The following is a 12,556-nucleotide window of genomic DNA, read 5'->3' as shown; positions in this document are numbered from 1 at the left end:
TCGGCGACCCGGATCACATTGAACACGTTCAACCGCCGATGGTAACTTGAACGCGTTCAAGAAAAGGGGACGCCATGACCATTCTCGTCAACCTGATCGTCACCCTCGGCATGCTCGTCATCCTGCCCCTCGGCCTCCGGCTCCTCGACCTGCCGCCGGCCCTGCGCACCTTCTGGCCGCTGGCGGCGGTGCCCGGCGCGATCAGCCTGTGGCTCCCGCGCGGGGAGACGGCGGCGGCGCTGGCGGCGGCGTACCTCATGATGACCGTGGTCGTCGCCTTCCAGGCCGTGCGGCGGGTCGGCTGGGGCCCCCGGGAACTCGCGATCCGCACCGCCCTGGTCAGCCCCGTGATCGCGGCCACCGCGCTGCTCGCCGAACGCGCCGGCGTCGCCCTGTTCGGCTTCGACCTGGAGATCCTCGCGCTCACGGTGCCGCACTTCCACTACGCCGGGTTCACCGCCGCCCTCGTCGCCGGCCTGGTCTGCCGGGCCGAACGGGACTCGACGGTCGCCCGGATCGCCGCCCTCACCGTCCCGGTCGGCACCGAGATCGTCCTCATCGGGTACTTCGTCGACGACCGCGTCGAACTCCTCGGCGCGCTCGTCCTCACCGCCGGCATGTGGCTCGTCGGTTGGCTGCTGTGGCGGGACGGGATCCTGTTCCGGATCAGCTCGGCCGTGCTCGTGGTCACCATGGCGCTCGCGGTGGTCTGGGCGGCCGGAGAGGCGTTCGGCACCCCGCACCCCGGGCTGACCTGGATGGCCGCCACCCACGGGCTCGGCAACGCGCTCGGCTTCGCCCTCTGCGGACTGCTCGCCTGGAAGAAGGAGCTGGTATGACCGGCCACAGCTACGCAGAGGTCGGCGCGACGGAACACTGGCCGCTCCCCGAGGGGTACGGGCACCTGCGGGTCCGCACCGCCCTCGGCCCGATCGACCTCGACGCCGCCACCGAGGACCTGTTCGGCTGGCGGATGCACCGGGCGATCCCGGTGGGTATCGCGACCACCGGACGGGCAGCCCCCGGGCTGGACGTGACCGTCCGGCTGGGGTTCGTGCTCGCGCCGTGCCGGGTGGTGTGGACCGTGGAGGAGCCCGACCGCCGCGGCTGGGCGTACGGGACCCTGGCGGGGCATCCGGAGCACGGGGAGGAGTCGTTCGTCCTGGAGCGGGACGGCGACGGGCACGTGTGGCTCACGGTGACCCTGTTCAGCCGGCCGGCCGTGTGGTGGGCGCGCCTCGCCGGCCCGCTGGTGCCGGTGGCGCAGCGGGTCTACGCGAAGCGGTGCGCCGCGGCGCTGCGGGGGCTGGCGCGGCGGCGGGTGGCGACCCGGTAGGTGCACCTTCTGCCTCCACAGTCGACAGTGGGTAGCCATCACCCTACGCTGGGGGTTCGCTCACTGACAGGAGTGGTCCGATGCCCTCTGGTACCCCCGAATCGGTGTTGTCCTTCCCGCCCCCCGCCTCGCTGGACCCCTTCGACCACCCCGACGCGCTCTACGACGAACTGCGCCGGACCAGCCCGGTCCGCCGGATCGTGCTGCCCGACCTGACACCAGCCTTCCTCGTCACCGGCCACGAGGAGGTCCGCCGGGTCCTGGTCGACCCCCGGTTCTCCCGGGCCGCCACGGTCGGCCCCGACACCGGCAAACTCGTGCCGGGCCGGATCGTCGACGAGTCCCTGCTCGGGCTCGACCCGCCCGACCACACCCGGATCCGCCGGCTGGTCGCGCGCGCGTTCACCCACCACCAGGTCGAACGCCTGCGGCCCGGCATCCGCGCCATCATCGCCGAACTGCTCGACACCGTCGCCGGCCGGACCTCGGCGGACCTGATGGCCGTGCTCGCCGTGCCGCTGCCGGTGCGGGTGATCTGCCTGATGCTGGGCGTGCCGCCGGAGGACGACGAGCGGTTCCGGGCCTGGTCCAACGCCCTGGTCAGCAGCATGGACGGGGACATGGACCTGGTCGCGAAAGCGGGAGCGGAACTCGACGGGTACCTGCACGGGCTGCTCGCCGCCAAACGGGCCGCCCCCGGCGCCGACCTGTTGTCCGCGCTGCACCTGGCCCAGGAGGGCGACGACCAGCTCACCGACAAGGAGATCGTCAACCTGGCCTCGATCCTGCTCGTCGCCGGCAACGAGACCACCACCTCACAGCTCGGCCTGTACATCCTCGAACTGACCCGGCGCACCGACCTCGCCGACCGGCTGCGCGCCGACCCGGCCCTGCTGCCGGCCGCCGTGGAGGAACTGCTCCGGCTCCAGCCGCTCAGCACCATCGGCGGCGCGCTGCCCCGGATCGCCCTGGAGGACATCGAACTCGCCGGTACCGAGATCCCGGCCGGCTCCGTCGTCCTCCCCGCCACGGAGGCCGCCAACCACGACCCGGCCGTCTTCACCGACCCGCACACCCTGGACCTCGGGCGCGCCGACAACCGGCACCTGTCCTTCGGCAACGGCGCGCACCACTGCCTCGGCGCGCAGCTGGCCCGGCTGGAGCTGCGCGAGGCGCTCGCGGCGGTGCTGGACCGGCTGCCCGGGTTCCGGCTGGCCGCGCCGGTGGGGGAGGTCCGGCTGCGGGCGAACAGCCTGATCCGGTGCCTGGACACCCTGCCGCTGGAGTGGGACGCGTAGCGGCGTCCAGAGCTATCCAGTTGCCGGGAACGACTTCGTTGGCCGACACCCGTCCGTGCGGGTTAATCAACGTGTCACGCCGGCGCGGCCGATCCGCGCCACGGGCGGCAGCGGAGTCGGGAGCGCGCGATGGCGATCGTGGTGGATGGTCGGGCACCGGCCGTGGACTTCGGGTCCGCGCCGGCGCTCGCGCGGCTCCTGGCCGGTGCGCACCGACCGGACCGGCCGCCGTGGCGGTGGGCGTGGCCCGTTCCGGTGCCGCAGCGCCAGACCTGTGACGGCTGCGCCCGGCCCTGGCCCTGCCCGGCCGGCCGGTGGGCGCGCCGGGCCCTGGCCCTGCACGCCCTGGAGTCCTGGCGGCGCGGGGACGGGATGGCCCGGTGATCAGCGTCTTCGACCTGTTCAAGGTCGGCATCGGTCCGTCGAGCTCGCACACGGTGGGCCCGATGCGGGCCGCCCGGACGTTCGTGGCGGGGATGAAGGCCGACGGGGTCCTCGCCGAGGTCGCGGCGGTCGACGCGCAGCTGTTCGGCTCCCTCGGCGCGACCGGTCGGGGCCACGGCAGCGACAAGGCCGTGCTCCTGGGCCTGACCGGCGAGGCACCCGAGACCGTGGACACGGCGACCGCGGACGCCCGGGTGGCCGGGATCCGGGCCGCCGGGGTGGTGGAACTCCTCGGCGTGCACCCGGCGAGGTTCGAACTGACCCTGCACCGGCGCAAGTCGCTGCCGCTGCACCCGAACGGGATGCGGTTCACGGCCGTCGACGCCGAGGGCCACGTCCTGCGCGCCCGGACGTACTACTCGGTCGGCGGCGGGTTCGTCGTCGACGAGCACACCGCCCGGACCCGGTACACCGGCGGCTTCGTCGACAGTTCCCCCGTCGCCTACCCCTTCAGGACCGGCGACGAGCTGCTGCGGATGACCCGGGAATCGGGGAGGTCGATCTCGGAGATCGTGCTGGCCAACGAGCTGACGTGGCGCTCCGAGGCCGACGTCCGGGCCGGCCTGCTGCACATCTGGCAGGTGATGCGCGACTGCGTGCGGGCCGGCTGCTCCACCGAGGGCGTCCTCCCCGGCGGGCTCAAGGTCCGCCGCCGCGCCGTGGAACTGGCCCGCGAACTCGGCCGCGAACACGACGCGGAGGGCGGCGGCTGGCACAGCGTGGCCGACCCGCTGCGGGCGATGGACTGGGTGACCCTGTTCGCGCTGGCCGTCAACGAGGAGAACGCCGCCGGCGGGAGGGTCGTCACCGCCCCGACGAACGGGGCCGCCGGGATCGTCCCGGCCGTCCTGCACTTCTACTGGCGCTTCGTGCCCGGCGCGGACGACGACGGCATCGTCCGGTTCCTGCTCGCCGCCGGGGCCGTGGGTGTGCTGTTCAAGGAGAACGCGTCGATCTCCGGTGCCGAGGTGGGGTGTCAGGGCGAGGTCGGGTCGGCGTGTTCGATGGCCGCCGCCGGGCTCGCCGAGGTGCTCGGCGGTACCCCTGACCAGGTGGAGAACGCCGCGGAGATCGCGATGGAACACAACCTGGGGCTGACCTGCGACCCGATCGGCGGCCTGGTGCAGATCCCGTGCATCGAACGCAACGCCGTCGCCTCGATCAAGGCCATCACCGCCGCCCGACTCGCACTGCGCGGCGACGGCGACCATTTCGTCTCCCTCGACAAGGTCATCAAGACCATGCGGGAAACGGGGGCGGACATGAAGGACAAGTACAAGGAGACCGCCCGGGGCGGCCTCGCGGTCAACGTCATCGAATGCTGAGCGCGCGGTGGCGGCCCGGGTCCGTCGAGGTGCTCGTCGTCGTGCTCGTCCTCGTCGTGGTGTCCCGGGGCCCGCTCGCGGACCTGCTCGACGCGCCCCGGCTCCGGACCTGGTCGACCGTCTTCGTGTCCATCGTCGTGCAGGCCGTGCCGTTCCTCGTGTTCGGCGTCGCGCTGTCCGCCGTGATCGCGGTGTTCGTCCCCGCGGGCTTCCTCGCCCGGGCGCTGCCGAGCCGCCCCGCGCTCGCCGTACCCGTCGCCGCGGCGGCCGGGGTGGTGCTGCCCGGATGCGAGTGCGGGTCCGTACCCGTCGCCGGGGCGCTCGTCCGCCGGGGAGTCACGCCGGCCGCCGCGTTCGCGTTCCTGCTGTCCGCGCCGGCCATCAACCCGATCGTGCTCACCTCCACGGCCGTGGCGTTCCCGGGCGCGCCCCGGATGGTCGTCGCCCGGGGACTCGCCGGCCTGATCACCTCGGTACTCGTCGGCTGGCTGTGGCTCCGGCTCGGCCGCGCCGACTGGATCCGGCTCCCCGGCCGGCCCGACCTGGCGGGGCTCGCCCGGTGGCCCGCGTTCTGGGCGTCCTGCCGGCACGACGTGGTGCACGCCGGCGGGTACCTGGTGATCGGCGGCCTCGCGGCGGCCACCCTGAACGTGACCGTCCCGCCCCGGTGGCTGACCGCGCTGGCCGACAGTCCGTGGCTGTCGGTCCTGGTCCTCGCCGCCCTGGCCGTCGTGCTGTCGATCTGCTCGGAGGCCGACGCGTTCGTGGCGGCGTCGCTGAGCCAGTTCTCGCTCACCGCCCGGCTGGCGTTCCTCGTCGTCGGGCCGATGATCGACCTGAAGCTGTTCGCGTTGCAGGCCGGCACGTTCGGCCGCGGGTTCGCGCTCCGGTTCGCCCCGGCCACGTTCGTGACGGCCGTCGTGGTGGCCGTGGCCGTCGGGGCGGTGCTGCTGTGAACCGGGCGGCCGAGTCGGTGGTCGTGGGGCTGGTCGGGGGCGCGGTGCTGCGGGTCAGCCTGACGGACCAGTACCTGAGCTACGTGCGGGAGGGGCTGCGGCCGTTCCTCGTCGCGGCCGGGGTCCTGTTGCTGGTCACCGCCGGGGCGACGCTGTGGTCCGAGGATTTCCGCCGCCACCGCCCGGCCGGTCCGCACGGGACTGATCCGCATCAGGTCGAGCCGGTGCGTGCCGGCGCGGTCCGGGGTGGCCACGGGCACGCGCACGGTCGTACCCCCGTGGCATGGCTCCTGGTTCTTCCGGTTGTCGCCCTGGTCCTGGTCGGGCCGCGACCACTCGGCGCCGACGCCGCCGGCCGGGCCGGCACCGCGCTCGGCAGCCGCGCCGACGCCGACTTCCCGCCGCTGTCCGCCGGCGACCCGGCCCGGGTGGGCCTCCTCGACTACGCCTCGCGGGCGGTCTTCGACCAGGGCCGCACCCTCGACGGCCGGCGGGTCCTCCTGACCGGCTTCACCACCGACGGGCCGGGCGGCGACGTGCAGCTCACCCGGATGATCCTGACCTGCTGCGCCGCCGACGCCCGACCGGTCAAGGTGGGGCTCGCCGGGGACGTGCCCGGCGGACTGGCGCCCGACACGTGGATCGAGGTCGTCGGACGGTACTCGTCGAGGACGGCCCGCGACCCGGTCAACGGGGAGACGGTGCCGTACCTGCTGGTGGAGTCCTACCGCGAGGTGCCGGCACCCGCCCGGGCCTACGAGTAGCCCACCGGGGACGAGCCGTCCCGCGCGACGCGGCCCGGTGACCGCGGGCCACGGGGCCGGATCCCGGAGGTCCCCGCGGCACCGGTTCGGGCCGTCGGGGACGTTCTACCGCCGCGGACGCAGCCTGGTCGGATCCAGGGGAGTACCGCCCGGGGCGGCCTTGTGGGTGGGGACACCCGCGACGGTCGCCAGCAGGCCCGTGGTGTCCGCGCGCAGGAAGGCCGGCACGAGCTCGTCGTTGAAGACCATGCCGGACGCCCCGTGGCCCAGTGTGTGCGCGGCCAGGTGCAGCCGCCCCTTCACGATGCCGGCCTCCACGTTCGCGGCCCGGTAGCCGCGCTCACCCAGCCGGTCCACCGTCGCGGCGAGGTCCGCACAGTGCACCACCAGGTACGCGGCGTCGCGGGCCAGGTCCGAGCCCAGGCAGAACCGGTGCGCGGCCTCGCGCTGGTCGCCGTCCGTGCCGGGCAGCAGGTCGCCGAACCAGCGGTACACGCCCGGGTCGACGGGCTCGACCGCGTGGGCGACCACATGATGGGTCAGCAGGCTCGGGCCGGCGTCCCACGGCACCGGCCGGGTCGCCACCGCCATCGCCCAGCGCAGCTGCGAGGCCGGCAGCGTCGCACCGGGGTCGAACCGTCGGGCGGAGCCACGCCGCGCGATGACCTCGTCCAGGGAGTCCCACGAGGCCCACGGCGGCCCGGGAGCGACCTCCGCCGGACTCGCGAGCCACCCGCCCGACGCTTCCTCCGTCGCCTTGTGCGTCGCCCCGATCAGGGGAAACTCCGCCGGCGCGGCGGGCAACCGTCCCGACACCGCCGGACGCACCGGACGCAACGCCGGCTCACCCGCGCCCAGCACGAGCAGCACCAGGGGGTACTCCTGCTCCGGGGCGGCGCCCACCAGCTCCCCGACCAGCTGATCGGGAAACCGCAGCCGCACCCGCGCGGGAATGCCCGCGTCCGCGGCGAGCGCGAGCAGATGCGACAACACCGTGCCGCTGTCCCACCACAGGTGCCGCCAGGACCGCTCGGCGTACCGCCACGCGGACCGCCACGGCACACCCGTGAGGACAAGGAAGGTGGGCCCGTCGCCGGGCGCGGGACCCACCCGGCGCAGGCGGTGCCCCAGCGGATCGTGGTGCCAGACCCCGCCGGGGAGGCCGGGCAGGCCGGCGGTGACGACGTACACCTCGAGGGGGTGGCGGTTGCCCGCCGAACCGGCAGCCCGGTAGCGCACCGGGCCCTCGGGGGTGTCGCGGTAGCGCACGACGCCCGTCGAACGGAACAACAACCGGGCGAGGTGCCCGAGATCCGGGAGCCGGGCCGGCCCGGAGCCGCCGGACAGCACCGCCGCCGCCGAGCCCCCGGGCCGGGGCAGCGCGACGGGAAGCTCCACAGTGGGCAGCTCGTCGTCGTACTCCTTGAACGCCGCCGGCCGCAACGCCGGATCGCTGGTCACGAAGCCGCCGGTGACCCGGGGGTCGTCGATCGGCTGGTACCAGGGGCGCTCGGGGGAGTAGCTGGTCAGCTGGTGGAAGATGCGGCTGTCGGACATGCGCGAGTGCCTCCCCGGCGGCCGGACGGACCCCGGATCCGTCTCTCGCACCGACCCTGCGGCACGCGGGTCCGCCGGTCAACGGGACCGGGTTGCCGACTGAATAACTCTGGATACTCCGCTGGGCCCGGCAGGCTGGGACGCTCACGAGCCGTGATCGCCGGTCGGCAGCCAGTGGGTCAGTACGCGATGTCCACGAAGCGGCACAGGTGCAGTTGCGCGGCCACGGTGATCGTGTCCCGGGGCCCGTTTCGGTGCTTGACCACCACCAGGTCGGCCTCGCCGGCCCGTGCCGTCTCGACGTCGTGCAGGTCCTCCCTGTGCAGCACGATCACGACGTCCGCACACTCGAAAACGACCGAATCGACTTGGGCGGCTCCCGGCGCGGTACCCGGCGCCGGCAACGAGTCCAAGGGGCCGACAACCACGACCGGGCAGTGCAACCGTCGTGCCAACGCCCTCAGGTCGGCCAGCGACCGGCGGGCCTCGGCCCGCTGCTGCGGCAGGAGGGTGTCGACCACGATCAGGCGCAGGTCCAACTCCGCGTCCACGGCGGCGGCCTGGGCGCAGATCTCCTCGACCGTGAGCAGCGCGGCGTCATCGATCAGCAGGGGCGCCTCTGACACCGCACCGATCCGCCGGGAGAGCTTAGTCCAGTCGTCCTCGGACAACTGACCCGAGCGGATGGCATGGAGCGGCACCCGCGCCTCGGCGGACAGGATCCTGAACGTCGCGTCGACCTGGGTCAGGCTTGCCGTGTACAGGATGGCCGGCAGACCATGGCGGATCGCCGCCGATCGCAACAGGTCCATCGCCAGGGTCAGTTTGCCGGCCGAAGGCTCGCCCGTGATCGCGGTGATCGTGCCGGGTTGCAGCCCGCCCAACAACCGGTCCAGGTCGACGAAACCCGTCGGCACAGCGATAGGGGTGTCGCCCATCGTCGCGATGGTATCGAGAGCCAACTCCAGCGTGTCGCTCAGCAGCAGGCCCGACGTGGCCCCACCGCTAACCCGCCCGCCTGCTTCCTCGTGGGTCCGGCTCGTCAGCTTCCCCAGATCGGCGACGCTGTGCGTCTCGTGCCCCTGGGCCTGACGCTCTGCCTGGATCGCGGCCTTCCACAGCCGCCGGAACTCGTCCTCGTCGCCGCCGAGCGCGTCTACGACGAGTTCCAACAGGCCCCACCCCGGCACCTTCGGCCCGCGGAAGATCGAGTAGACCGTCGAGAAGGCGACGATGCCGTCCGTCAACTTGGCGATCCGACGGGTACTCGGCTCGCCGGCGTCCAGATGCAGCTCATGCAGTCGGTCGAACAGATCCGTGATCGGGCCGGGCGGGGTGTCGCTTCGCTTCAGGGGAGGCATGTGGCCTTCCGTCTCGGTGGCGTTCTGTTTCGTACAGCGGTGTTCGTCCGTTGAACAGTATGAGTGTTCAGCCGTTCATCGGCCTTTCCGGCGGGCCATCGTCGACGTATGCGCTCGGAACCCTCGACAGGAGGCTGACAGTGAGAACACGAACGGCATGGCTGTTGCACGTGACGCAGGGATCCATGTTGCTGGCGGGGCTTGTGACCCTCGCAGGCTGGGTGAAGAACCTCGACGTGTTGGAACTGGCGAAACTGGGCGGCACGACCTTCGCTGGCGCCGTACTGCTCGGGATCAGCATGGTGCTGTTCGCCACCGGTCAGGAGAAGGGTTAAGCGTGGGCCGGGGGTCGGGGTGGCGGACCGGCCCCGGGCGACTGTCGCGAACCTAGGCGTCGAGGGCCAGGAGGCCGGCTCGGGTCGGACGGAAGCCGCACCTGTCCAGGTAGAACTCCTCCAGGTCAGGCTCGAAGTCGACGTGCAGCCATTGGCAGCCGGCCTCCCGGGCGTCGGCCACCGCTGCCGCGACGAGCCGCTGGCCGATGCCCTGGTGCTGCCATGACGGATCCACGGCGGTGTCCAGCAGGAACGCGTGGGCGCCGCCGTCCCAGCACAACTGGACGAACCCCACCAGGCGGCCGGCGTCGAAGGCGCCCACCCAGCTCAGCGCGTGCCGGTCGAGGCGCTCGCGCCACGGGGTCGCCTGGCTGTCACCGCCGAAGGCCCGCGCGTGCAGCGCACTGAGCGCCTCGTCCTCGACAGGGAAGCGTGACATCAGCTCGACCGGCATTCCACCACGGTAGCCGTCATGATCGACAGGACGATCAGGGCCGCTCGCTGATCGCCGAAGGCGAGAAGTACTCGCTGAGCATCTCTCGCGACCAGTTGGCTTGGTGGATGGGGCCGCGGGGGCCGAACTCGGGGAACCAGGGTTTGATGTCGAGTACGGGGCTGCCGTGGACGGCGTCGAGGTCTTCGACGTGCAGGTCGAGTCCGTCGACTTTCAGGAGGCGGCAGCGGGAGACGCCGATGCGGTTGACGCGTTTCATGTTGCGGTGGGCGAGGCTGCCGGCTTTGGGCCAGGCGGGGTTGTCGCGGGCGCTGCGGGCGCCGAGGAACAGGTTGTCGAGGTCCTGGAGGTGGAAGTGCCAGACGACTTCGAGGTGGGAGAAGTCCTCCAGGCCCTGGGTGGCGTCGGTGGGGAAGGTGTCGGGGTCGATGCGGATGACGCAGCGGCTGCCGCCCCAGTTGTCGTCGGTGGGTTCGGTGCGTCCGCCGATGACGTGGCCGATCACCTCGACGGGGAAGGACTCAGGCATCGCAGGGTTCCTCTCGTTCACGGGTCAGATGGTCGGCGGTGCGCTCTCCGTCGGGCACGTCGTGGGTGCCTCAGGTACGAAAGGGGTGAATGGATTTCGATGGTGACCTTCGGCCAGTGGCGCGCCCCCGTTTGCCGGCTTCAGATCTCGATCGTCAGGGTCGTGCACGGTCGGGTGATCGCTCCTGGAGGTGTGGGACCGGTGCCGGTTCGGCGCGCGGTTATGGTCGGTTCGTTGGGGCGGCCCAGTTCGGTCCAGCTGTGCAGGAGGTCGGTCAGTTCGGCTCCGAGTTTGTGAGCGTCGGGGCCGTGGGAGATCACGCCGAGGTCCTGGTTGCCGTCACCTGCCGGGCGGAACGCCAGGTAGGCGACGGTACCGGCGTCGTAGAGCCCGGCCCCGGCCCAGCGGTAGGCCGGTGTGACCAGTCCGCTGTCCTTGGCGGCCTTGCCGACTCCCAGGCGGGCGAATGGTTTCTGCGTGTGGTGGAACAGCCACAGGTCGAGATGGCCGATCGGGTCGTTGTCGTGGACTGTGAGGCCGGTCCAGGTCTCCCGGCGTGGGTGTTGCAGGACGCGGGAGAGGGCCGCGCGGTCGGGCTGGTCGTCTGCGTCGACTTTGAGGACCACGTCGGTGTCGAGGCGGATGTGGTCGTCGTCGTGACGGCCGGAGCCGCGCATGGGCACGAAACCGCAGACCCGTGCGCTGGTGCTCACGAGCTGGTCAGGGCCTGTGCGATCGAATGCCAGGCTTCGGGTGAGTCCGCTGCCATGTAGTCGTAGCGGAACGACGATGCGGCCTCCTGCGGCGAGCTGGTCCCACCAGGCTTCGCTGATGTCCCACGCCCCGGCAGTGATGATCATGCGCTGGTAGGGAGCGGCTTCGGCGTGGCCGAGGGCGCCGTCGCCGGTAACGACCGTGACCTGCGGATAGCCGGCACTAGCCAGGTTCGTACGCGCTCCGTCTGCCAGTTCAGCGTCATACTCAATCGTGATGACCCTGCCCGTGGGGCCGGTGAGCGCCTGGGCGACGGCGGCCTGGAATCCCGTGGCGGTGCCGACCTCCAAGACATTGTCGCCGGGCTGGATTTCGAGGTCTTCGTCCATGCCGGCGACCAGGTTGGGGTCTGACAGCGACGAATCGGCCGAGCCTGTGGCCGGGTCGGATTTGATGACGACCTGCCGGGGCCCGTAGACGATCTCAAGGTCAACTCCGGGGAGGAACTCTTCCCTCGGTACGGTCCTGAACGCCTCCTCCACGGCAGCGGTGCGAAACGTCCCGCGCCCTTTGATGGTGTCCGCCAGCGCATTGCGCAGTACGGCGGCGTCGGATGGTTTCGTGTCGGTGTGGTCGGCGGTCACCATGGTCACCCTACTGTCGGTCGGCCGGCCCTCGCGTGTGTCGGGGCCGGTGTCGTGGTCGGTATGGAACGCGACGGTGCTGGCGGCGGACGCCAGGAGGTGTTGGTGGTCGGCGGCGATGCCGAGGCGGTTGAACGCGAACAGCACGTGGTGGGTGAGGACCGCGCGCAGGCCCCGGGTCAGCTCGCCATGGTGGGCCAGGTATCCGGTCCACTGGCCGGCCCGTTCGTAAGCCGCTGGCCAGTCCGGTGTTGTGCGCAGCGGACTGCCGGGGGCGTCGGCCAAGGCGGTGATGAGCCGCCGCACGGCAGAGATCAGCCCCGGGGTGGGCGGCGGCGGGGACGCGTCCGGGTTGGCGCGGTGGACGGCGACGTTGTGCCATACCGCGCCGCGTTCGTACCAGTCGAGTCCGGCGGCGGTCATCATCCGGCTGGCCAGCAGCAGGCCGAGTTCGCGGCGGTCATCGCCTCCGACCGCGAGGTGTCGCAGGATGTGCCGGCTGTCGGCATGGGCGAGGTTGTGTGTGATCGACATGCCCTCGGGGCCGCCGAAGGCATGGACCTCGGGTTCGTAGATCGGCATGCTGTGACCGAGGACATTTTCGTGGCAGGCGATCCGGGCCAGTAGCGCGTTGAGACGGGTGGGGTCGTCACCGGGCAGTATCCGCAGCCGCCACGTGTCGCCTTTGCGGATGAACCACCAGGTCATGATGAGTCCGGTCTCCTCAGCCTCCATGAGCACCGGCCCGAGATCGCAGGCGGCGTGGCGTTCGGCGGCGCGCCAGTCAGCGAACCGGAGGTTGACCTGCCGCCATGCGGTAGCGGGTTCGGGGTACACGG

At 72.0% G+C, this 12,556-nt stretch carries 13 protein-coding genes; 8 read left to right on the top strand and 5 right to left on the bottom strand.

What is annotated here, in order from left to right; translation table 11 throughout:
• The first annotated feature begins 74 nt into the window (after window positions 1–74).
• The 7 genes from PT931_RS06615 (at window position 75) to PT931_RS06585 (ending at window position 6,123) form a co-directional block, all read left to right on the top strand.
• Window positions 75–839 carry a YndJ family protein gene (locus tag PT931_RS06615; RefSeq protein WP_456244795.1) on the top strand — a complete coding sequence of 255 codons (765 nt, stop codon included), beginning with the start codon at window positions 75–77 and terminating at the stop codon, window positions 837–839.
• Window positions 836–1,336 carry a DUF1990 family protein gene (locus tag PT931_RS06610; RefSeq protein WP_456244794.1) on the top strand — a complete coding sequence of 167 codons (501 nt, stop codon included), beginning with the start codon at window positions 836–838 and terminating at the stop codon, window positions 1,334–1,336. Before PT931_RS06615 ends, PT931_RS06610 begins: the two co-directional genes overlap by 4 nt.
• 80 nt (window positions 1,337–1,416) lie before the next feature.
• Window positions 1,417–2,634, top strand: coding sequence for a cytochrome P450 (locus tag PT931_RS06605; RefSeq protein ID WP_456244793.1), 1,218 nt, complete (start codon window positions 1,417–1,419; stop codon window positions 2,632–2,634).
• Window positions 2,635–2,763: 129 nt separating this feature from the next.
• A complete protein-coding gene (locus PT931_RS06600; protein WP_456244792.1) occupies window positions 2,764–3,018 on the top strand; it encodes a hypothetical protein in 255 nt (84 codons plus the stop codon).
• Entirely contained in the window at window positions 3,015–4,403 is a 1,389-nt protein-coding gene (locus tag PT931_RS06595; RefSeq protein ID WP_456244791.1) for an L-serine ammonia-lyase, read from the top strand. Before PT931_RS06600 ends, PT931_RS06595 begins: the two co-directional genes overlap by 4 nt.
• A complete protein-coding gene (locus PT931_RS06590; RefSeq protein WP_456244790.1) occupies window positions 4,397–5,359 on the top strand; it encodes a permease in 963 nt (320 codons plus the stop codon). Before PT931_RS06595 ends, PT931_RS06590 begins: the two co-directional genes overlap by 7 nt.
• Entirely contained in the window at window positions 5,356–6,123 is a 768-nt protein-coding gene (locus PT931_RS06585; RefSeq protein ID WP_456244789.1) for a TIGR03943 family putative permease subunit, read from the top strand. Before PT931_RS06590 ends, PT931_RS06585 begins: the two co-directional genes overlap by 4 nt.
• 105 nt (window positions 6,124–6,228) lie before the next feature.
• Here PT931_RS06585 and PT931_RS06580 read toward each other — a convergent pair whose 3' ends face one another.
• Both PT931_RS06580 and PT931_RS06575 read right to left on the bottom strand, forming a co-directional pair.
• The gene (locus tag PT931_RS06580) at window positions 6,229–7,680 is read right to left on the bottom strand and encodes a hypothetical protein (protein WP_456244788.1); all 1,452 of its coding nucleotides are present in this window, start codon (window positions 7,678–7,680) and stop codon (window positions 6,229–6,231) included.
• 179 nt (window positions 7,681–7,859) lie between these two features.
• Entirely contained in the window at window positions 7,860–8,618 is a 759-nt protein-coding gene (locus PT931_RS06575) for a DnaB-like helicase C-terminal domain-containing protein (RefSeq protein ID WP_456244859.1), read from the bottom strand.
• A gap of 593 nt (window positions 8,619–9,211) precedes the next feature.
• Here PT931_RS06575 and PT931_RS06570 point away from each other — a divergent pair.
• Window positions 9,212–9,376: a hypothetical protein gene (locus PT931_RS06570; protein ID WP_456244787.1), complete on the top strand. Its 165-nt coding sequence runs from the start codon at window positions 9,212–9,214 to the stop codon at window positions 9,374–9,376.
• Window positions 9,377–9,428: 52 nt separating this feature from the next.
• On the opposite strand, the gene PT931_RS06565 is transcribed toward PT931_RS06570, so the two are convergent.
• The 3 genes from PT931_RS06565 to fxlM all read right to left on the bottom strand — a co-directional run bounded on the left by PT931_RS06565 (window position 9,429) and on the right by fxlM (window position 12,554).
• Entirely contained in the window at window positions 9,429–9,830 is a 402-nt protein-coding gene (locus PT931_RS06565) for a GNAT family N-acetyltransferase (protein WP_456244786.1), read from the bottom strand.
• A gap of 34 nt (window positions 9,831–9,864) precedes the next feature.
• A complete protein-coding gene (locus PT931_RS06560; protein WP_456244785.1) occupies window positions 9,865–10,359 on the bottom strand; it encodes an SAM-dependent methyltransferase in 495 nt (164 codons plus the stop codon).
• A gap of 140 nt (window positions 10,360–10,499) precedes the next feature.
• A complete protein-coding gene (gene fxlM / locus PT931_RS06555; protein ID WP_456244784.1) occupies window positions 10,500–12,554 on the bottom strand; it encodes a methyltransferase, FxLD system in 2,055 nt (684 codons plus the stop codon).
• Window positions 12,555–12,556 lie beyond the last annotated feature (2 nt).

Source organism: Longispora urticae (assembly GCF_053902585.1).
The sequence above is the reverse complement of the archived record's forward strand: the minus strand, read 5'-3'. Positions and strand labels throughout refer to the sequence as shown.

Excerpts from the sequence above, each read along its gene's own strand:
- PT931_RS06615 (WP_456244795.1), top strand. The coding sequence starts at position 75 with ATGACCATTCTCGTCAACCTGATCGTCACCCTCGGCATGCTCGTCATC.
- PT931_RS06610 (WP_456244794.1), top strand. The coding sequence starts at position 836 with ATGACCGGCCACAGCTACGCAGAGGTCGGCGCGACGGAACACTGGCCG.
- PT931_RS06605 (WP_456244793.1), top strand. The coding sequence starts at position 1,417 with ATGCCCTCTGGTACCCCCGAATCGGTGTTGTCCTTCCCGCCCCCCGCC.
- PT931_RS06600 (WP_456244792.1), top strand. The coding sequence starts at position 2,764 with ATGGCGATCGTGGTGGATGGTCGGGCACCGGCCGTGGACTTCGGGTCC.
- PT931_RS06590 (WP_456244790.1), top strand. The coding sequence starts at position 4,397 with ATGCTGAGCGCGCGGTGGCGGCCCGGGTCCGTCGAGGTGCTCGTCGTC.
- PT931_RS06580 (WP_456244788.1), bottom strand. The coding sequence starts at position 7,680 with ATGTCCGACAGCCGCATCTTCCACCAGCTGACCAGCTACTCCCCCGAG.
- PT931_RS06575 (WP_456244859.1), bottom strand. The coding sequence starts at position 8,618 with ATGGGCGACACCCCTATCGCTGTGCCGACGGGTTTCGTCGACCTGGAC.
- PT931_RS06565 (WP_456244786.1), bottom strand. The coding sequence starts at position 9,830 with ATGCCGGTCGAGCTGATGTCACGCTTCCCTGTCGAGGACGAGGCGCTC.
- PT931_RS06560 (WP_456244785.1), bottom strand. The coding sequence starts at position 10,359 with ATGCCTGAGTCCTTCCCCGTCGAGGTGATCGGCCACGTCATCGGCGGA.